This is a genomic window from Variovorax sp. DXTD-1 (assembly GCF_003984625.1).
Lineage (GTDB): Bacteria > Pseudomonadota > Gammaproteobacteria > Burkholderiales > Burkholderiaceae_C > Variovorax.
This window is the reverse complement of the sequence record NZ_RWKH01000001.1, coordinates 140337-159143: the sequence shown is the minus strand read 5'-3', so window position 1 is coordinate 159143 and position 18807 is coordinate 140337. Positions and strand designations below refer to the sequence as shown.

Sequence of the window (18807 nt, the reverse complement as noted above, 5' to 3'; positions counted from 1 at the left end):
GCGCTCAGGACTTCTGGCGTGCTTCGACGTCGATCGCCGACTTGTCGCTGTTGGCCGGCTGGCCGGTCACTTGGGCGGCAGGGGCCGATGAAGCGGGTGCGTCGGCCGTGGTGCCGCCGTCTTTCATGCCGTCCTTGAAGCCCTTGACGGCACCGCCAAGGTCGGAACCCATGTTCCGCAGCTTCTTGGTGCCGAAGATCATGACCACGACGAGCAGCACGATCAGCCAGTGCCAGATTGAAAATGAACCCATGGAAGACTCCTAAGAATGTGTCCGATTTTAGTCGGGCGAAATGTGACAGTTTGGCCTAATGTTCAGCCGCGAAGCCATGGGCGGGGACCGCCCATGACATGGACATGGAGATGGTGCACCTCCTGCCCGCCCTCGGTGCCCGTATTGATGACGACGCGCCAGCCGCCCTCCGGATAGGGCCTGCAGCCCTGCTCCACCGCGAGCTTGGGGACCAGCGTCATGATCTTGCCCATCAGCGCGGCGTCGTCGGGCGTGAGCTGCGCCATTGACGCGATGTGCTTCTTGGGCACCAGCATGAAGTGCACCGGCGCCCAGGGCGAGATGTCGTGGAAACCGAACAGTTCGTCGTCTTCGTAGACCTTGCGCGAGGGGATCTTGCCTTCGATGATTTTGCAGAAGACGCAGTTCGGATCAGATGACATCTTTGGGTTCCATGGGACGGTTGTCGTTCATGCGGATCATGCCTTTCACGATCCGGTAGAGGAACCACAGCGAAATCAGGCTCCAGGCAATCCAGCCCGGCACGAGGAACAGCAGCCAGAGCCACGAGGTCACGATGTACAGCAGGCCGGCCCACAGCACCGAGCGGATGCGCCAGCTGAAATGCGAGGCCTGCCAGGTGCCCGCTGCGTTGTCGCGCTTGACGAAGTCGATCACCAGCGCCACCAGCAAGAGCACCACCGAAGCCTGCGCCCCGGGCAATACAGCGCAAACGGCCACGATCAGGTGCAGGATGTAGCTGACCCAGCCCCAGGTCTTGAGGGAGTCGTCGGGTTCCACGTTCACGATGTCGTTGGCCATTGGAGATGTCCTTTCAATCGTTGGATGCCTCGCGGGCCTGCGCCTTGCGCAGGGCTTTTTCCTCGATGCCGCTGGTGCCCTCGCGGCGCTCGAGCTCCGCAATGACCTCGCCGGGCGAAAAACCGTAGTGCGCCAGCGCCACCATAGTGTGGAACCACAAATCGGCCACTTCGTTCACTATTTTCGTGCGGTCGCCGCCATGGTCGGCGTCCTTGGCCGCCATGACGACCTCGGTGGCTTCCTCGCCGATCTTCTTGAGGAAGGCGTCGGGGCCCTTGTGCAGCAGGCGCGCGACGTAGCTCTTCTCCGGGTCGCCGCCGTGCGCGGGCAGGCGGCTTTCGATGACGGCGGCAAGGCGCGCAAGGGCGTCGGAGGTGTTCACCGTGGCTGTCATTTGTAGATCGACTCCGGGTCTTTCAAGACCGGTTCGACCACGGTCCATTGGCCGTTCTCGTATGTGCTGAAGAAACAGCTGTGTCGGCCGGTGTGGCAGGCAATGCCGGGCTCGTGGCCGAGCTGGGTGACCTTGAGCAGCACCACGTCGTTGTCGCAGTCGAGGCGGATTTCATGCACCGTCTGCACATGGCCCGATTCCTCGCCCTTGAACCACAGCTTGTTGCGCGAGCGGCTGAAATACACGGCGCGGCCCAGCTCGGCGGTCTTTTCGAGCGCCTCGCGGTTCATCCAGGCGAACATCAGCACGTCGTTGCTGCCCTGTTCCTGCGCGATCACGGGCACCAGGCCGTTCGCGTCCCATTTCACTTCGTCAAGCCAATTCATGAAGGGTATTGTCCCACCCCGGAGCGGCGCTGAAGCGGATCACGTGCGCACGGGAATGCCCCGCGCGGCCATGCGGGCTTTCGCCTCGCCCACGGTGTGCTCGCCGTAGTGAAAGATGCTGGCGGCCAGCACCGCGTCGGCGCCGCCGGTCTGGATGCCGTCGGCCAAGTCGTCGAGGTTGCCCACGCCGCCCGACGCAATGACCGGTACGTTCACGGCGTCGCTCACCGCACGGGTGAGCTCAAGATCGAAGCCGCTCTTGGTGCCGTCGCGATCCATGCTCGTGAGCAGGATTTCGCCGGCGCCGCGGCGCACCATCTCGGTCGCCCATTCGACGGCGTCCAGGCCGGTGTTCTTGCGGCCGCCATGGCTGTAGACGTCCCACCCCGCGCCGCGGGTGGCGGCTTCTTCGGGGCTGCGGCGCTTGGCGTCGATGGCCACCACGATGCACTGCGAACCGTATTTCTGAGAGGCGTCGTTGATCACCTGCGGATCGGCAATGGCCGCCGAGTTGAAGCTGGTCTTGTCGGCACCGGCGTTGAGCAGCCGGCGCACGTCGGCCACGGTGCGCACGCCCCCGCCCACCGTCAGCGGAATGAAGACCTGCGAGGCCACCGCCTCGATGATCGGCAGGATCAGGTCGCGGCCGTCGCTGGTGGCGGTGATGTCGAGAAAGGTGAGCTCGTCGGCGCCCTGCGCGTTGTAGCGCGCTGCAATCTCGACCGGATCGCCGGCGTCGCGCAGTTCGAGAAAGTTGACGCCCTTGACCACGCGGCCGCCGGTAACGTCGAGACAGGGAATGATGCGTTTTGCGAGCATGGTGGGTCGGAAGAAAAAATCAGAGAACGCGAAGCTGCTGCCAGCCCTGCCATTGGGCACCGGGCAAGAGCAGCACCTGCTCGTCGATGCGCGCGGCTTCCACGCACAGCATGTGCCGGTAGCCGTCTTCGGGCATGTCGGCGAGTTTCGCACCAAGCACCGCACCCGGGTTCCAGACCACGGTTTCGCTGCAGCTTGCGCTCTGCGTGATTTCGAGCGTGCCGCCCGGCTGCACCAGGCGCAGCGGCTTCGCGGGAGCGGCATAGACGCTGTCGAACTCCGCATCGAAATGCAGCGCGGGCGCGGTTTCCACATGGCGGTCGTCGCGCAGCGAATCCCAGCGGTTGGCGCCTTCCAGCCCCTCCAACCGCACATCGCCGATGTCGTCGACGCGCAGGTAGGTGTGCAGCGCCGCCGCAAAGCTGAATGGCGCATGGTCGACATTGAGCAGCGTGAGCGCGGCGCGCAACCGGCCGGGCGCCATGCCGATCTGCAGGCGCGCCTCGAAAGCGTGCGGCCAGAGCTTGCGCGTGGCCTCGCTGTCGCGCAGCCGCAAGGTCAGTTCGCCCGATGCGGCGTCGATCCCACGGTTTTCCCAAGGCAGATTTCGCATGAAACCATGCTTGGGCAACATGCCGCGCTGGTTGAACTGGGGGCAGCAAATGGGCACGCCGCCGCGGATTGCGGCCGTTCCGTCGAACACGGCGCGCGGGCTCAGGTAGAGCCGCTCGACGCCATCCGCCGTGGTCCAGGAAAGCAGCTGCGCCCCGTGTAGAGACACGGTGAAAGCGCTGCCGTCGGCACCGGTGGCGCGAAGCGCCGGCTGGCCGCGAAACTCGATCGGATTGATGTCCATGCGGGAATTGTAGGCAGCGGAAATTCCCGCAGCCGAAAGCGGCAATGATCGTGTCGGACGTATTTCTGCGCCTCATCAAGATGCTGATCGGGCCGCTCGTGTTCTCCACGCTGGTGGTGGGCATTGCGCACATGGGCGACGCCAAGTCGGTGGGCCGCGTGTTCGGCAAGTCGCTCGGCTGGTTCTTTACCGCCTCGCTCATCTCGCTGCTCATCGGCCTGGTGATGGCCAACCTTCTGAAGCCGGGCGAGAACCTGGGGCTGCCGCTGCCGGACATCGGCGCCTCGGCCAACCTGGCGACCGCGAAGTTCACTCTCAAGGACTTCGTGAGCCACCTGGTGCCCAAGTCTTTTGCAGAGGCCATGGCCAACAACGAGATCCTGCAGATCGTGGTGTTCTCGATGTTCTTCGGCGTGGCGCTCGCCTCTCTCGGCGACAAGGCCAAGACGCTGGTGGCCGCCATCGACGAGCTCTCGCACGCGATGCTCAAGATCACCGGCTATGTGATGAAGCTGGCGCCCCTTGCGGTACTGGCCGCCATGGCCGCCACCGTTGCGACGAACGGCCTGGGTATCCTGCTGAAGTTCGCCGTTTTCATGGGCGACTTCTACCTGGGCCTGTTCGTGCTGTGGGGTGTGCTGATTCTTGCGGGCGTGTCGTTCCTGGGCCGCCGGGTGTTCAAGCTGATGGCGCTCATCAAGGAAGCCTTTCTGCTGTCGTTCGCCACCGCCAGTTCGGAAGCGGCCTACCCGAAGATCCTGCAGGCGCTCGACCGGTTCGGCGTGAAGCGCAAGATCTCGAGCTTCGTGATGCCGATGGGCTATTCGTTCAACCTCGACGGCTCGATGATGTACTGCACCTTTGCCGTGCTCTTCATCGCGCAGGCCTACAACATCCACATGCCGCTCAGCACGCAGATCACGATGCTGCTCATCCTGATGCTCACCTCCAAGGGCATGGCCGGCGTGCCGCGCGCCTCGCTGGTGGTGATTGCCGCCACGCCCAACCACTTCGACATTCCGGAAGCCGGCCTGCTGCTGATCCTGGGCGTCGACACCTTCCTGGACATGGGACGCTCAGCCACCAATGCGGTGGGCAATTCCATCGCCACCGCGGTGGTTGCCAAGTGGGAGGGCCAGCTGCTCTCCGAGAGCGACGCAGCGGTCAACGCCAAGGCGCTGGACGAGGAGGCTGCGGCCACTCTCGCCCATCCGGCCCACGCGTGAGGCTCGCCATGAAGCCCAGGCCCACGCTGCCGGTTTTCATCGCCCGCCTGCTGGCGGCTGCCACCCTTGCCATAGGCGCCCCCGCACAGGCGCAGGAAGCGCCCCCTACGCTCACCGGCACGCTTGCCAAGGTGCGCGAGAGCGGCGCCGTCGCCATCGGCTACCGCGAATCGTCGGTGCCGTTTTCCTTTCTCAATGCACGCCAGGAGCCCGTTGGCTACTCGATCGAGCTCTGCCGCGAACTGGTCACGGCCATCGAGGAGGCAGTGAACAAGAGCCTCGCAATCAAATGGGTGCCAGTGACCTCCGATTCGCGCATGGATGCGGTCGAACGCGGCACGGTCGATCTCGAATGCGGCTCGACCACCAGCAACCTCGAGCGGCAGAAGCGCGTGAGCTTTTCGCCCACGATCTTCGTCTCGGGCACCAAGGTGCTGGTGAAGAAAGGTTCGCCGATCAAGTCGTTCCGCGACCTGGCCGGCAAGCGCGTGGCCGTTACCGCGGGCACCACCAACGAGAAGACGCTGCGCGAGCTTTCGCAGAAGTTCAGGCTCGGCATCGACCTGCTGGTGGCGCGCGACCACGCCGATTCGTTCGGGCTGGTGAAAAGCGGCCAGGCCGATGCCTTTGCCACCGACGACGTGCTGCTCTACGGCCTGATCGCGCGGGAAGCCGCCAAGGCTCAGTACGAGGTGGTCGGCGACTATCTCTCCTACGACCCCTACGGCATCATGTACCGCAAGGGCGATGCGCAATTGGCCAAGGTGATCAACGACCCCTTCCAGGTGCTGGCTCAGGACGGCGAGATCGAGCGCCAGTACAAGCGCTGGTTCCTGCGCAAGCTGCCCACCGGGGAAAGCATCGACCTGCCGATGAGCGCGCAGCTGCAGGCGATCATCCAGACGATGGCGGTCAAGGCCGAATAAGCCGCACCGGCGGTCAGCGCGCCGGCCAGGCCCAGTGCGGTATCTCGCTCATGTCGAGGTTGGCGATGCGGGTTTCGCCGAAGCGCTTCTCGAGCACCACCGATTGCAGGTCGTCGCTGTCTTCGAGCGCGGCAATCAGCCGCGGAGCGTGCGACACGACGATGATCTGCGACTCGCGCGCGGCCTGCGCGATCAACCGGCCGAGCGCGGGCAACAGGTCGGGGTGCAGGCTGGTCTCGGGCTCGTTGAGCACCAGCAGCGCCGGCGGACGGGGCGTGAGCAGCGCGGCGATCCAGAGCAGGTAGCGCAAGGTGCCGTCCGAAAGCTCCGCCGCCGTCAGCGGCCGCAGCAGGCCGTGCTGGTGCATCAGCGTTTCGAAGCGATCTTCGTTCACGCGCACCTGGATGCGGGCACCGGGAAACGCATCGTCCACGGCACGGTCGAGCGCACTGCTGTCGCCAATCTCGCGAATGGTCTGCAGCGCGGCGGCCAGGTCGGCGCCATCGTTGGCGAGCACCGGTGTGTAGGTGCCGAGCTGCGGCTGGCGCGCGGGCGCATCGGCGTCGGAGCGGAAGTGGTCGTAGAAGCGCCAGGAGCGCATCTGCTCGCGCAGCGTGAGCATCTCGGGTGCGGCATGCGGATCGGCGTACTCGGTCATCATGCTGGCGAACTGGGCGATGGGCCGGCCCACCGGCTCCCAGCTTCCGCTGCGGTCGCCGCGCAGCCGCAGCGAAGCGCCCTTGCGGTCAACCAGCTGCGTGGCGGGCCGCAGCACTGGGCCGCTCCAGATGGCCTCGCGCTTGATTTCGGGATCTCCCCCGAACGCTGTTTCGCGCGGCACCGGCAGGCCAATGTCGATCGCGTAGCCGAAGTCGCTCGTTTCGACGCCCGAGAACCCGAGCCGCAGGTTCACCGGCTCGCTGCGCACGGTGCCCTGCACCGGGGCGTCTCCGCGCAGCATGGCGGCCGAAAAACGCTCGGGCCCGGCCCACAGCGTGGAAGACAGCCCGCCTTCGCGCACCAGCGAGCGGATCACGCCGCCGTTGGCAATGTCGGCCAGGAGCCGCATCGCGCGGTACACGCTGGATTTGCCGCTGCCGTTGGGCCCGGTCACGACGGTGAGCCGGCCGAGCGGCACCGTCAGCTGGCGCAGCGACCGGTAGTTGGCAATGGCAAGCGCGGAGAGCACGCCGCGCTACGCAAGTGGCATCAGACGCCGGCGAGTTCGTCCGCGCGGGCTTGCGCGGCGGCGAAGTCGAGGTCGCCCGAATAGATGGCGCGGCCGCAGATCACGCCTTCGACGCCTTCGGACTCGACCGCGCAAAGCTGGTCGATGTCGGCCATGTTCGAGAGGCCGCCCGAGGCGATCACCGGAATGGTCAGCGCCTGCGCGAGCTTCACGGTCGCGTCGATGTTGATGCCCGAGAGCATGCCGTCGCGGCCGATGTCCGTGTAGATGATCGATTCGACGCCGTAGTCTTCGAACTTCTTGCCCAGGTCGGCCACCTCGTGGCCCGTGAGCTTGCTCCAGCCGTCGGTGGCCACCTTGCCGTCCTTGGCGTCGAGCCCCACGATGATGTGGCCGCCGAAGGCCACGCAGGCGTCCTTCAGGAAGCCGGGGTTCTTGACCGCGGCGGTGCCGATGATCACGTAGCGCAGCCCGTCGTCGATGTAGCGCTCGATGGTGTCCAGGTCGCGGATGCCGCCGCCCAGCTGCACCGGAATGTCGTCGCCCACCTCGCGCAGGATCGCCTTGATGGCCGCGTGGTTCTGCGGCTTTCCGGCGAAGGCGCCATTCAGATCGACCAGGTGCAGCCGCCGCGCGCCGGCCTCGACCCACTTGCGGGCCATGGCGGCGGGGTCTTCGCTGAAGATGGTGGACTGGTCCATGTCGCCCTGTTTGAGGCGAACGCAATGGCCGTCTTTGAGATCAATGGCGGGAATGAGGAGCATGGAAGTGACGCGAGTGTGCGGAATCCGGGCTGAGGAAGGTTCGGCCCGGTCGGAAATATAAGGTCAGGGATTCCAGTGGAGGAAATTTCGGTAGAGCTGCAACCCGTGGTCCGCACTCTTCTCCGGGTGGAACTGGGTGGCAAAAATGTTATCGCGTGCGATGGCCGCGGTAAAGCATGCCCCGTAATCCGCCTCGCCCACGCTGTGCCGGGCGTCCGCCGGCCGTGCGTAGAAGCTGTGCACGAAGTAGAAGTAGCTCTGGTCGGGAATACCCGCCCACACGGCATGCGGTTGGGCCTGGCGCACCTGGTTCCAGCCCATCTGGGGCACCTTGAAGCGGCTGCCGTCGGGCTGCAGACGGCCGGCCAGATCGAACTTGACGACCTCGCCGGGAATCAGGCCGAGGCCGTCGGTCGGCCCTTCATCGCTGCGCGACAGCAGCATTTGCATGCCCACGCACACGCCGAAAAGCGGCTTGTTTGCCGCAGCCTCGAGCACCGACTCCTGCAGGCCGGAATCGCGCAGCTCGCGCATGCAGTCGGGCATGGCGCCCTGGCCAGGCAGCACCACGCGGGTGGCCTTGCGCACCACCTCGGGGTCGGAAGTGACGAAAACCTCTACACCCACCTGGTCGGCCGCATGCCGCACGGCTTGGGACACCGAATGCAGGTTGCCCATGCCGTAGTCGACGACCGCGACGGTATTTGCTACAGATTTCATAGCTGTTCGCTGGAAGATTTCAGAGCGAACCCTTGGTCGAGGGAATGACGCCCACGGAGCGCGGATCGAGCTCCAGCGCGCCGCGGATCGCGCGTGCAAAGGCCTTGAACACCGTTTCGCACTGGTGGTGCGCGTTCACGCCCTTCAGGTTGTCGATGTGCAGCGTGACGAACGCATGATTGGCGAAGCCCTGGAAGAACTCGTAGGTGAGCTGGCTGTCGAAGGTGCCGATCATGCCGCTGGTGAACGGCACGTGCATCACCAGCCCGGGGCGGCCCGAAAAGTCGATGACCACGCGGCTCAGCGCTTCGTCCAGCGGCACATAGGCGTGCCCGTAGCGGCGAATGCCCTTCTTGTCGCCCACGGCCTTGGCCACCGCCTGGCCGAGGGTAATGCCCACGTCTTCCACGGTGTGGTGGCCGTCGATGTGCAGATCGCCCTGGCAGTCGATGTCGAGGTCGATCAGGCCGTGGCGGGCAATCTGGTCGAGCATGTGGTCGAAAAAGCCGATGCCGGTGGAGAGCTTGGCCTTGCCCGTGCCGTCGAGGTTGACGCTGACGGTGATCTTGGTTTCGGCGGTGTTGCGCGTGACCGATGCGGTACGCGCGACGGTGCCCGTGTCGGCTGTTTGGGGGGTGGTCATAGTGAGGCTTCGAGTGCCGCGAGCATCCGCGCATTCTCGTCGGACGTTCCGACGGTGAGGCGCAGGCAATTTGCGAGCAGTTCGTGCATTTTAGAAACGTTCTTCACCAGAATCCCGTGTGCCTTCATGCCCTCGAAGGTCTTGGCGGCATCGGGCACCCGCACGAGGATCATGTTGGCGTCGCTCGGCCACACCTTCACGCCCACGAGCCGGCCCAGCCCCATCATGAGGCGATGGCGCTCCTCGCGGATTTGCCGGGCCTGGGCCTCGAACACTTCGGCATGCTCGAGCGCGAACAGCGCGCATTCGCAGTTGAGCACGCTGATGTTGTAGGGCGGGCGCACCTTGTCGATCTGCGCGATCAACTCGGCCGGCCCCATGAGATAGCCGAGGCGGATGCCCGCCAGGCCGAACTTGCTGAGCGTGCGCATCAGCAGCACATGGCCGTGCCGTGCGATGCGATCGATATAGCTCCTGGCGGCAAAGGGCTGGTAGGCCTCGTCGATCACCACCAGGCCGCCCTGCGCGCCCTGGGCCTCGACGATCTTTTCGATGACCGCATCGTCCCAGAGGTTGGCGGTGGGGTTGTTCGGATAGGCCAGGTACACGATGGCCGGCTTCTCGCGTGCGATGGCCGCAAGCATTGCTGCCTCGTCGAGCTCGAAATCGGCCGTGAGCGGAACGCCGGCGAAGCGCAGGCCCTGCAACTGGGCGCTCATGGCGTACATCACGAAGCCGGGCAACGGCGCCAGCAGCGTGGCGCCCGGCACATCGCAGGCAATGGCCAGGAGCGAAATCAGCTCGTCGGAGCCGTTGCCCAGCATCAGCGCAAAGCCTTCGGGCATGTGCGCATGCGCGGCCAGCGCGCGCTGCAAGTCGCCGCCCCGCTCGCCCGGGTAGCGGTTGAGCGCCAAGGCGGCGAGCCGAGCGCCCAGTTCGGCCTGCAATGCGGGCGGCAGGCCGAACGGGTTCTCCATGGCGTCGAGCTTGACGAAGCCGCGCGCGTCCTGCACCGCATAGGCGTGCATGGACTGCACGTCGGAGCGGATGCGGTCGATCGGGCGGGCGGTAGGGGAAGTGGTCATCGGGTGCAGCGGTAGCTGTTCTTGAGGGCGCCGGACATCACCAGTTGCACGGGCATGTCGGCTTCATAGCTGTCGGCGTTGCGAGTCAGCTCGGTTTGATAGAGGGAGCGCGCCATCGATGGCTCGAGGCGGCGGCCTTCAACGCAGAAGATGGGCTTTTGCCCGTTGCGCTGCGATGCCTCCACGCTTTCGCGCAGGCCTTCGAGCACGCCGACGAGGTAGTAGCTCGCGTAGGCCTTGCCGTCTTTCTCGTTGGCCTCCAGGGTGCGCAGTTCACGGATGCTCATGGCGTGCACCGTGCCCGCGGCGGCAAGCGCGAGCACCAGCGCGGCTGGACGCGAACAATGGAAACTGCGGCGATCCATCTGGCTTTGCTCCTGGCGGAAGATGGAGGCTTCAGGCCTTGCGCAGGCGCATCCGTGCCGCTTCGGCGTGCGCCTGCAGGCCCTCGCCTTCGGCCAACGTCACCGCAATGGGGCCGAGCACCTGGGCACCGGCTTCGCTCACTTCGATGAGGCTCGAACGCTTCTGGAAATCGTAGACGCCGAGCGGGCTCGAAAAGCGCGCCGTGCCGCTGGTCGGCAGCACGTGGTTCGGGCCGGCGCAGTAGTCGCCGAGGCTTTCGCTGGTGAACGCGCCGAGAAAGATCGCACCCGCATGGCGCAGCAGCGGCTCCCAGCGGTTCGGCTCGCTGCTGCTGACTTCCAGGTGCTCGGGCGCGATGCGGTTGCTGATCTCGCAGGCCTCTTCCATGCTCTTCGTGTGGATCAGCGCGCCGCGGCCGTTGAGCGAGGCGGCAATGATTTCCGCGCGCGGCATCGTGGGCAGGAGGCGATCGATCTCGGCCTGCACGCGATCGATGTAAGTGGCGTCGGGGCACAGCAGGATGCTTTGCGCCAGCTCGTCGTGCTCGGCCTGGCTGAACAGGTCCATCGCCACCCAGTCGGGCGGCGTGGTGCCGTCGGCCAGCACGAGGATCTCGCTCGGGCCCGCGATCATGTCGATGCCCACGGTGCCGAACACGCGGCGCTTGGCGGCGGCCACGTAGGCGTTGCCGGGGCCGGTGATCTTGTCGACCGCGGGGATGGTGGCGGTGCCGTAGGCGAGCGCGGCCACGGCCTGCGCGCCGCCGATGGTGAAGGCGCGCGTGACGCCCGCCACGTAGGCGGCGGCCAGCACCAGCACGTTGCGCTCGCCCTTCGTCGACGATTGCCCACCCGTGCCGCCCGTCGCAACGCTGCCCTTCACGGGCGTCGGCACGACCATGATGATTTCGCCGACGCCGGCCACATGCGCCGGGATCGCGTTCATCAGCAAGCTGGACGGGTAGGCCGCCTTGCCGCCAGGCACGTAGATGCCCACGCGGTCGAGCGGCGTGACCTTCTGGCCGAGCAGCGTGCCGTCGGCGTCGCGGTAGCTCCAGCTTTCGCCGCTGGCCTTCTTCTGCGCCTCGTGATAGCTGCGCACACGTTGGGCCGCGGCTTGCAGCGCATCGCGCTGGTCTTGGGGCAGCGAGTCGAAAGCCTCCTTGAAATCGGCTTGCGTCAGTTCGAGTTCCGGCACGGTCGCGGCACCCAGCCCGTCGAAGCGGCGCGTGTACTCCAGCACCGCCTCGTCGCCGCGCTTCTGCACATCGGCCAGGATGTCGGCCACCACCTTCTCGATGGCCGCATCCGCATCCGCGGACCAATGCAGCCGCGCCTTGAATTCAGCGTCGAAGCTGGCTGAAGTCGTGGAGAGACGGGCGGGGGCTGCTTTCAGTTTCATCACGTGTTTCGAGAAAAATGTCCAACAGAGCGACGGTTCATTCGAGGTCGCTCAAAAGACGCGAGGGCTTGTTGGCCAAGGTACCTCTTATCTTGACGGTCGCTTCAAGAGCGCGGGCCGTCGCCCAGACGGCGAACAGCGCGATCAACGCGCCCGCCCCGCTGACCCGGCCGCCAGCCGCCATGCCATAGCCGGCAAAGATCAAGGTCCCGAGCGCAAATACCAAAGCGATGCCTGCGGCAACCCGACTGCGGAAGCGAGCGATGCCAAATGCGCATACGGCATTCAACGCAGCATCCACCAACCCGATCTTGTCGCCCATCAGCGCAGAGATGGCTTGCAACGCCGCAATGACCCAGAGGGCCTTGGAGGCATCTCTGATCATCTCGACTGCCGCATAGTGGCTATCGAGTTTCGAAAAAAAACTTCTTTTGTTTTCTTCGGACATGCGCTTTTCAAGACCCAGGAATAGCAGAAGCAAAGGCATCGATGATGCGGCGGATCGGCTCGCGCTTGAGCTTGAGCGCGGCCTGGTTGACGACGAGGCGCGCGCTGATGTCCATGATGCGCTCGACCTCGACCAGGTGATTGGCCCGAAGCGTGTTGCCGGTCGAGACCAGGTCGACGATGGCATCGGCCAGGCCCGTGAGCGGCGCGAGTTCCATGCTGCCGTAGAGCTTGATCAGGTCGACGTGCACGCCCTTGCTGGCGAAGAAGTCTCGCGCCAGGCCCACGTATTTGGTGGCCACGCGCAGGCGCGAGCCCTGCTTCACAGCCGAGGCGTAGTCGTAGTCGGCGCGCACCGCCACACTGAGGCGGCAGGCCGCAATGCGCAGGTCGAGCGGCTGGTAGAGGCCCTGGTTGCCGTGCTCGAGCAGCACGTCGGAGCCGGTCACGCCGAGGTCGGCGCCACCGTATTGCACATAGGTGGGCACGTCGGAGGCACGCACCAGCACCACGCGCACATCGGGCCGCGTGGTCGCGAGAATCAGCTTGCGGGATTTTTCCGGGTCTTCGGTCACCTCGATGCCGGCGGCGGCCAGCAGGGGCATCGTCTCTTCGAAGATGCGGCCTTTGGACAGAGCAAGCGTGATCACGATTGCGACTCCTGTGATGCAAGCGTGATCACGATTGCGACTCCTGTGATGCAAGTGTGATCACGATTGCGACTCCTGTGATGCACAGCGTGATCATGCGGCGGCTCCCGCCACGCGCTCGATGTCGGCCCCGATGCCGCGCAGCTTGGCTTCCATGCGGTCGTAGCCGCGGTCGAGGTGGTAGATGCGGTCGATCAGCGTCTCGCCGTCGGCCACGAGCCCGGCGATCACGAGGCTGGCCGAGGCGCGCAGGTCGGTGGCCATCACGGTGGCGCCCGAAAGCTGGGGCACGCCTTCGACCATCGCCACCTTGCCTTCGACGTGGATGGTCGCGCCCAGGCGCACCATCTCGTTCACGTGCATGAAACGGTTCTCGAAGATGGTCTCGGTGACCATCGAGGCGCCGCGCGCAATCACGTTCAGGGCCATGAACTGGGCCTGCATGTCGGTGGGGAAGCCGGGGTATTCGGTGGTGCTGAAACTCTGCGCCTTGAGGTGCTCGCTGGCCGGGGCCTTGGAGCTGATCCGCACCCCGCCCTCTTCCGGCGCGACCGTGCAGCCGGCGTCCCGCAGCTTGTCGATCACAGCGTCCATGTGGTCGGCGCGGGCGTGGCGCAGGAACACGTCGCCGCCCGTGGCCGCGACGGCGCACAGGAAAGTGCCGGCTTCGATGCGGTCGGCCACCACGGCGTGTTCGCAGCCGTGCAGCTTTTCAACGCCCTGGATGCGGATGTGACTCGTGCCATGGCCCTGGATCTTGGCGCCCATGCGGATCAGCATTTCGGCCAGGTCGACGATCTCGGGCTCCTGCGCCGCGTTTTCGAGCAGCGTCTCGCCCTCGGCCAACGCGGCGGCCATGAGGAAGTTCTCGGTGCCGGTGACGGTGACCATGTCGGTCAGGATGCGCGCGCCTTTCAGGCGGGTGCGCCCGGCCGGCAGGCTGGCGATCATGTAGCCGTGCTCGACGACGATTTCGGCGCCCATGGCCTGCAGGCCCTTGATGTGCTGGTCGACCGGCCGCGACCCGATGGCGCAGCCGCCCGGCAGCGAGACCTTGGCACGACCGAAGCGCGCCAGCAGCGGGCCCAGGGCCAGCACCGAGGCGCGCATGGTCTTCACCAGTTCGTAGGGGGCTTCGGGGTTGGCTAGGTCGCCTGCATTGAGCTGCACCGTGCCGTTGTCGTCGCGCTCGGCCACGACGCCCATGTTGCGCACCAGCTTGAGCATGGTCGACACGTCCTGCAGGCGCGGCACGTTGTGCAGCGTCACGGGCTGGTCGGTCAGCAGCGCGGCGCAAAGCTCCGGCAAGGCTGCGTTCTTGGCGCCGGAAATGAGTACCTCGCCGCGAAGCTGGCGCCCGCCGCGAATCAGAAGTTTGTCCATCGAATTTCCAGCGAAATCAGGCCCCGCGGGGCCGGAGAGTTATTTTTCCAACGCCGCCCATTCGGCCGGCGTGTAGGTCTTCATGGAGAGCGCATGCACCTCGTCGGTATGCATTTTCGCACCGAGGGTGGCGTAGACCCGCTGGTGACGCTGAATGGCGCGCTTGCCCTCGAATTCGGCCGAGACGATGGTGGCGTACCAGTGGCGGCCGTCGCCTTCGAGCGTGATGTGCTCGCAAGGGAGATGGGACTGGATCAGGGCCTGGAGTTGTTCGGCGGTCATGGAATTCTGGAAAAAGGCGGTCAGCCTCGGATTTTGTAGCCGATTCGCAGCAAGTGGACGGCAATGGCGCTCACCACCAGCCAGGCGCCGCCGACGATGCCCAGGCTGAGCCAGGGCGAGGCGTCGCTGACCCCGAAGAAGCCGTAGCGGAAGCCGTCGATCATGTAGAAGAACGGGTTGAGGTGGCTCACCGATTGCCAGAACGGCGGCAGCGAGCCGATGGAATAGAACACGCCCGAGAGAAATGTCATGGGCATGATCAGGAAGTTCTGGAACACGGCCATCTGGTCGAACTTCTCGGCCCAGAGCCCGGCAATGAGCCCCAGGGTGCCCAGCATTGCGGAGCCGAGCAGCGCGAACACCAGAATCCAGAGCGGCGCGACGAAGCTCGGCATGGCGAAGAACATGGTTACCGCGAACACGCCGAGCCCCACGGCCAGGCCGCGAATTACCGACGAGCCCACATAGGCGAAGAACCAGCCCCAGTGCGACAGCGGCGTGAGCAGCACGAACACCAGGTTGCCCATGATCTTGCTCTGGATGATGGACGACGAGCTGTTGGCAAAGGCGTTCTGCAGCACGCTCATCATCACGAGGCCCGGCACCAGGAAGGCCGTGTAGCCGACCGAGCCGTAGACCTTCACGTGGTCTTCGAGCACATGGCCGAACACCATGAGATAGAGCAGCGCAGTGAGCACCGGCGCGCCGACCGTCTGGAAGCCGACCTTCCAGAAGCGCAGCGTTTCTTTATAAAGCAGCGCGCGCCAACCTGTCACTGCCATCATCGCGAGACCTCCAGCGGTGTTTGCTCACCCGCCATCAGGTCGATGAACACGTCTTCGAGATCGGCCTTGCGCATTTCAACGTCTTCCACCACGACACCGGCCTCGCGTATCGCGGCCAGCAGTTGTTCGACTTCATGGGCGTTCTGCGCCGGCAGCTGCACGATGCGCCCGGTGATGCGCGCGTGCTGCGCAATGGCCCAGGGCAGCATGGCATCGGTCTTGAAGCGCAGCACGTTGCTGGCGGCCGACTTCAGGAGTTCGCTGGTGCGGTCGAGCGCAATCACGCGGCCCAGCTTGAGCATGGCGATGCGGCTGCACAGGGCCTCGGCTTCCTCGAGGTAGTGCGTGGTGAGGAGCACGGTGCTGCCCTCCTTGTTGAGCCTGGCGACAAACTGCCAGAGCGTCTGGCGCAGTTCGACGTCGACCCCGGCCGTCGGCTCGTCGAGCACGATCACGGGCGGCTTGTGCACCAGCGCCTGCGCCACGAGCACCCGGCGCTTCATGCCGCCCGAGAGCTGGCGCATGTTGGCCGTGGCCTTGTCGGCCAGGCCGAGGCTTTGCAGCAGCTCGTCGATCCACGGCTCGTTGTTCTTGATGCCGAAGTAGCCCGACTGGATGCGCAGCGACTCCCGCACATTGAAGAAGGGGTCGAACACCAGCTCCTGCGGCACGATGCCAAGCTGGCGCCGGGCCTCTGCATAGTCGCGCTGCACGTCGAAGCCATGCACGCTGATCGCCCCGGCGGTAGGACGAGATAGGCCGGCCAGCATGCTGATGAGGGTGGTCTTGCCCGCACCGTTGGGGCCGAGCAGGCCGAAGAACTCGCCCGGCTCGATCTGGAAGCTGACCTCGTCGACTGCGCGCAGCCCTTGCTTGCCTTGGGCCCGTTGCTGTCTGGAGGGGGGATAGGTCTTGGAGACCGATTGGAATGAGATCGCGGGCATGGGAGCCGGCGATTTTACGGGCCAGTCCCGCAAGCTGCTTCGCCGCGGCCAGATGCCCTGACGCGGCTACAGTCCGGCTGCCCCGTGCTCAGGGCGCCGCGGGCAAAAGACCTGCAATGCCGTACAAGGCGGCCAACTCGCGCAGCCGCGGCGAAAGGCCCTTCACGGCAAAGCCGCGGCCGAGCGCGCTCGATTCACGCCGGCATTCCAGCAGCACGGCCAGCGCCGACGAATCGAACTGCGTCAGTGCGCTGGCGTCGACCACTGTGGAGGTGTCGGTCTGCCCCGCCAGCCCCTGCTGCAGCATGCGCATGCAGGCCGGGGCCTCGTCGTGGGTGAGTTTGGTCGGCAGCACCAGCATGGCGTCAGCTCTTGCCGCTGTTGCCCTTGTTGCGCGCGGCCAGCGCTGCAATCAGGCCATCGATGCCGCGGGCGTTGATTTCCTGCGAGAACTGGGTGCGGTAGGTGTCGACCAGCCAGACGCCCAGCACATTGAGGTTGTAGACCTTCCAGCCGCCGCCCTGGCCGGGCGTTTTCTCGAGCCGGTAATCGAGCTGCACGGGGTCGCCGCGGCCCTTGACCTCGGTGCGAACCAGCACTTCGGTGTCGTCGGGCGAACCGCGGAACGGGCGGACCGTGACGGTCTGGTCGCTCACCTGGTCGAGCGCGCCAGCGTAAGTGCGCACCAGCAAAGTCTTGAATTCTTCCTGCAGGCGCTTTTGCTGCTCGGGCGTGGCCTGGCGCCATGCCGGGCCCACGGCGGAGGCCGTCATGCGCTGGAAATTGACGTTGGGCATGATCTTGCTGTCGACCAGCACCATGATCTTGCTGATATCGCCGGCCTTGATGGAAGTGTCGGCCTTGATGGTTTCGAGCACGTCCGTCGACAGGCGCTTCACCAGCGCGTCGGGCGCTTCATCGGCGGCATGTGCCGGACGCACGAAAGCCGCGGCGGCGCCAAAAAGCAGTGCGCTCGCCAGTACCAAGCGGCCCAGGCCGCGTCGTTGCAAGATCTTGTTGTTCATGGCAATTCCCTCAAGTTTTGAAAATCCGCGAGGCGCACGTTGAAACGATGCGCCTCCTGGAAAGAACGTGTTCGACGGGCCCAGAGCCGACCGGGTTCCCTGAAGCGCAGGTGAAGCCTTGAAACCGGATGCAAGCAGAAAGCGCCCCATCCGGCTGCGAACGGCTCCTTTTTTGCTCCTTTTTTGTTCTTACTTCCCACCTTCGTCATCGGGCGGATTGCCGTCATAGACGTCGTTGCGGCGGTGCTGCAGGAAGGCGTCGCGCGTGAAGGTGTACTTGTCGAGCGCGGCGTCGTCGAGCAGGCGGCCGGCGCGCAGGTACTTCGCGCGCGTGTCGACAGCCTCCAGGAACGACAACGAATTGCGCCAGGCCACGTCGTTCATGTTCGAGACCACGCCACCCGCGCGGTCCACCGGCAATGCGGCGGTGTCGCGCAGGGTCGAAGGGCCGAACACCGGCAGCACGATATACGGACCGGCGCCCACGCCCCAGCGGCCGAGTGTCTGGCCGAAGTCTTCTTCGTGGCGGTCGATCCCCGCCTCGGTGGCAATGTCGAGCAGGCCGCCGAGCCCGAAGAAGGTGTTGACGTTGACCCGCATGAAAGTCTCGGCGCTGTTCTGCAGCTTGAGCTGGGCCACGCTGTTGGCAAAACTCCAGACGTCGCCCAGGTTGCCGAAGAAATTGCCCACGCCGGTGCGCACCATGGAGGGCAGCACGCGCTGATAAGCGGTCGCCACGGGCACCAGCACCGCCTCGTCGATGGTGTCGTTGAACCGAGTGACGCCGCGGTTGAGCGGCTCGAACGGGTCCGCCGGATTGGCGTGGGGGCCGCTTGCACATCCTGCAATCAATGCAAAGGCGGTCGTAATACCCATCCAGCGGGCAGAGTTCGCTACATTTTTGATAGCGACTGACGAAAAAAGACTTGTTTTCATTTCTTGTTGGCTGTTCCCGGCGTCGACGTATTTCCTTCGGCCGCCTTGCTGTAGAGGAACTGGCTGATCAGGTTTTCCAGCACCACGGCCGATTGGGTCGCGGTAATGGTGTCGCCGGCTTGCAGGTTCTTCTCCTCGGCACCCGCTTCGATTCCGATGTACTGCTCGCCGAGCAGGCCACTGGTCAGGATCTTGAGCGAGCTGTCCTTGGGAAAACTGTAACGGTTTTGCAATGCCAGCGTCACGCTGGCCTGAAAGGACTTGTCGTCAAATGAGATGGATTCCACACGGCCGACCACCACTCCCGCGCTCTTGACCGCGGTTTGCGGCTTGAGGCCGCCGATGTTGTCGAAGCGCGCGGTGACGTTGTACGTCTTCTGGAAATTCAGGCTCAGCAGGTTGGCCGACTGCAGCGCGAGAAACAGAAGCGCCGCGCCGCCGATCAGGACGAACAGGCCGACCCAGATGTCGTTAGTGGAACGTTGCATGGTTTGCACTCTCTCTAGAACGATGGGAGCCGAAGCTC

At 65.2% G+C, this 18807-nt stretch carries 25 protein-coding genes and 1 pseudogene; 2 read left to right on the top strand and 24 right to left on the bottom strand.

What is annotated here, in order from left to right:
* Positions 1-4 precede the first annotated feature (4 nt).
* The 7 genes from tatA to EJI00_RS00700 all read right to left on the bottom strand — a co-directional run bounded on the left by tatA (position 5) and on the right by EJI00_RS00700 (position 3509).
* Positions 5-253, bottom strand: a complete 249-nt coding sequence (gene tatA / locus EJI00_RS00730; RefSeq protein WP_126745550.1) for a Sec-independent protein translocase subunit TatA — start codon at positions 251-253, stop codon at positions 5-7.
* A gap of 62 nt (positions 254-315) precedes the next feature.
* Positions 316-675 carry a histidine triad nucleotide-binding protein gene (locus EJI00_RS00725; protein WP_126745549.1) on the bottom strand — a complete coding sequence of 120 codons (360 nt, stop codon included), beginning with the start codon at positions 673-675 and terminating at the stop codon, positions 316-318.
* On the bottom strand, positions 665-1054 hold the full coding sequence (locus EJI00_RS00720; protein WP_126745548.1) for a DUF4870 family protein: 390 nt from the start codon (positions 1052-1054) through the stop codon (positions 665-667). The genes EJI00_RS00725 and EJI00_RS00720 overlap by 11 nt, the downstream gene beginning before the upstream one ends.
* A 13-nt stretch (positions 1055-1067) precedes the next feature.
* Positions 1068-1448 (bottom strand): phosphoribosyl-ATP diphosphatase, encoded by a 381-nt coding sequence (locus EJI00_RS00715; protein ID WP_126745547.1) that lies wholly within the window; start codon positions 1446-1448, stop codon positions 1068-1070.
* Complete coding sequence (gene hisI / locus EJI00_RS00710) at positions 1445-1843, bottom strand: phosphoribosyl-AMP cyclohydrolase (protein WP_185868034.1); 399 nt, start codon at positions 1841-1843, stop codon at positions 1445-1447. Before hisI ends, EJI00_RS00715 begins: the two co-directional genes overlap by 4 nt.
* Positions 1844-1873: 30 nt before the next feature.
* Entirely contained in the window at positions 1874-2653 is a 780-nt protein-coding gene (hisF, locus tag EJI00_RS00705; RefSeq protein WP_126745545.1) for an imidazole glycerol phosphate synthase subunit HisF, read from the bottom strand.
* Positions 2654-2672: 19 nt separating this feature from the next.
* Positions 2673-3509 carry a D-hexose-6-phosphate mutarotase gene (locus EJI00_RS00700; protein ID WP_126745544.1) on the bottom strand — a complete coding sequence of 279 codons (837 nt, stop codon included), beginning with the start codon at positions 3507-3509 and terminating at the stop codon, positions 2673-2675.
* Between the two features lie 47 nt (positions 3510-3556).
* Between EJI00_RS00700 and EJI00_RS00695 the strand changes: the two are divergent.
* Both EJI00_RS00695 and EJI00_RS00690 read left to right on the top strand, forming a co-directional pair.
* Positions 3557-4735: pseudogene (locus EJI00_RS00695) on the top strand (dicarboxylate/amino acid:cation symporter); the annotation flags it as partial.
* Positions 4736-4743: 8 nt separating this feature from the next.
* Positions 4744-5661 (top strand): amino acid ABC transporter substrate-binding protein, encoded by a 918-nt coding sequence (locus tag EJI00_RS00690; protein WP_126745543.1) that lies wholly within the window; start codon positions 4744-4746, stop codon positions 5659-5661.
* Positions 5662-5674: 13 nt separating this feature from the next.
* Here the strand turns inward: EJI00_RS00690 and EJI00_RS00685 are convergent, their stop codons facing one another.
* The 17 genes from EJI00_RS00685 to mlaD form a co-directional block, all read right to left on the bottom strand.
* Positions 5675-6850 (bottom strand): AAA family ATPase, encoded by a 1176-nt coding sequence (locus EJI00_RS00685; RefSeq protein WP_126745542.1) that lies wholly within the window; start codon positions 6848-6850, stop codon positions 5675-5677.
* A 20-nt stretch (positions 6851-6870) separates the two neighbouring features.
* Entirely contained in the window at positions 6871-7614 is a 744-nt protein-coding gene (gene hisA / locus EJI00_RS00680; RefSeq protein WP_126745541.1) for a 1-(5-phosphoribosyl)-5-[(5-phosphoribosylamino)methylideneamino]imidazole-4-carboxamide isomerase, read from the bottom strand.
* Between the two features lie 63 nt (positions 7615-7677).
* On the bottom strand, positions 7678-8334 hold the full coding sequence (gene hisH, locus EJI00_RS00675) for an imidazole glycerol phosphate synthase subunit HisH (RefSeq protein ID WP_126745540.1): 657 nt from the start codon (positions 8332-8334) through the stop codon (positions 7678-7680).
* A gap of 19 nt (positions 8335-8353) precedes the next feature.
* Entirely contained in the window at positions 8354-8977 is a 624-nt protein-coding gene (gene hisB / locus EJI00_RS00670; RefSeq protein ID WP_126745539.1) for an imidazoleglycerol-phosphate dehydratase HisB, read from the bottom strand.
* Positions 8974-10062: a histidinol-phosphate transaminase gene (gene hisC, locus EJI00_RS00665; RefSeq protein ID WP_126745538.1), complete on the bottom strand. Its 1089-nt coding sequence runs from the start codon at positions 10060-10062 to the stop codon at positions 8974-8976. Before hisC ends, hisB begins: the two co-directional genes overlap by 4 nt.
* Positions 10059-10427, bottom strand: coding sequence for a hypothetical protein (locus EJI00_RS00660; protein ID WP_126745537.1), 369 nt, complete (start codon positions 10425-10427; stop codon positions 10059-10061). Before EJI00_RS00660 ends, hisC begins: the two co-directional genes overlap by 4 nt.
* A 31-nt stretch (positions 10428-10458) precedes the next feature.
* Positions 10459-11829 (bottom strand): histidinol dehydrogenase, encoded by a 1371-nt coding sequence (hisD, locus tag EJI00_RS00655; RefSeq protein WP_126745536.1) that lies wholly within the window; start codon positions 11827-11829, stop codon positions 10459-10461.
* 37 nt (positions 11830-11866) lie between these two features.
* Complete coding sequence (locus EJI00_RS00650; RefSeq protein ID WP_126745535.1) at positions 11867-12277, bottom strand: hypothetical protein; 411 nt, start codon at positions 12275-12277, stop codon at positions 11867-11869.
* A 7-nt stretch (positions 12278-12284) separates the two neighbouring features.
* Positions 12285-12926 (bottom strand): ATP phosphoribosyltransferase, encoded by a 642-nt coding sequence (gene hisG / locus EJI00_RS00645; protein ID WP_126745534.1) that lies wholly within the window; start codon positions 12924-12926, stop codon positions 12285-12287.
* A 93-nt stretch (positions 12927-13019) separates the two neighbouring features.
* Complete coding sequence (gene murA, locus EJI00_RS00640; RefSeq protein ID WP_126745533.1) at positions 13020-14309, bottom strand: UDP-N-acetylglucosamine 1-carboxyvinyltransferase; 1290 nt, start codon at positions 14307-14309, stop codon at positions 13020-13022.
* A 39-nt stretch (positions 14310-14348) separates the two neighbouring features.
* A complete protein-coding gene (locus EJI00_RS00635) occupies positions 14349-14591 on the bottom strand; it encodes a BolA family protein (protein WP_012746311.1) in 243 nt (80 codons plus the stop codon).
* Between the two features lie 20 nt (positions 14592-14611).
* Complete coding sequence (locus EJI00_RS00630; RefSeq protein WP_126745808.1) at positions 14612-15367, bottom strand: ABC transporter permease; 756 nt, start codon at positions 15365-15367, stop codon at positions 14612-14614.
* Between the two features lie 5 nt (positions 15368-15372).
* Complete coding sequence (locus EJI00_RS00625) at positions 15373-16320, bottom strand: ABC transporter ATP-binding protein (protein WP_126745532.1); 948 nt, start codon at positions 16318-16320, stop codon at positions 15373-15375.
* 88 nt (positions 16321-16408) lie between these two features.
* Positions 16409-16681: a lipid asymmetry maintenance protein MlaB gene (locus EJI00_RS00620; protein WP_126745531.1), complete on the bottom strand. Its 273-nt coding sequence runs from the start codon at positions 16679-16681 to the stop codon at positions 16409-16411.
* 4 nt (positions 16682-16685) lie between these two features.
* Complete coding sequence (locus tag EJI00_RS00615; RefSeq protein ID WP_126745530.1) at positions 16686-17345, bottom strand: phospholipid-binding protein MlaC; 660 nt, start codon at positions 17343-17345, stop codon at positions 16686-16688.
* Positions 17346-17534: 189 nt separating this feature from the next.
* Positions 17535-18281, bottom strand: a complete 747-nt coding sequence (locus EJI00_RS00610; protein ID WP_126745529.1) for a VacJ family lipoprotein — start codon at positions 18279-18281, stop codon at positions 17535-17537.
* Positions 18278-18769, bottom strand: coding sequence for an outer membrane lipid asymmetry maintenance protein MlaD (mlaD, locus tag EJI00_RS00605; RefSeq protein WP_126745807.1), 492 nt, complete (start codon positions 18767-18769; stop codon positions 18278-18280). The genes EJI00_RS00610 and mlaD overlap by 4 nt, the downstream gene beginning before the upstream one ends.
* Positions 18770-18807: the final 38 nt, after the last annotated feature.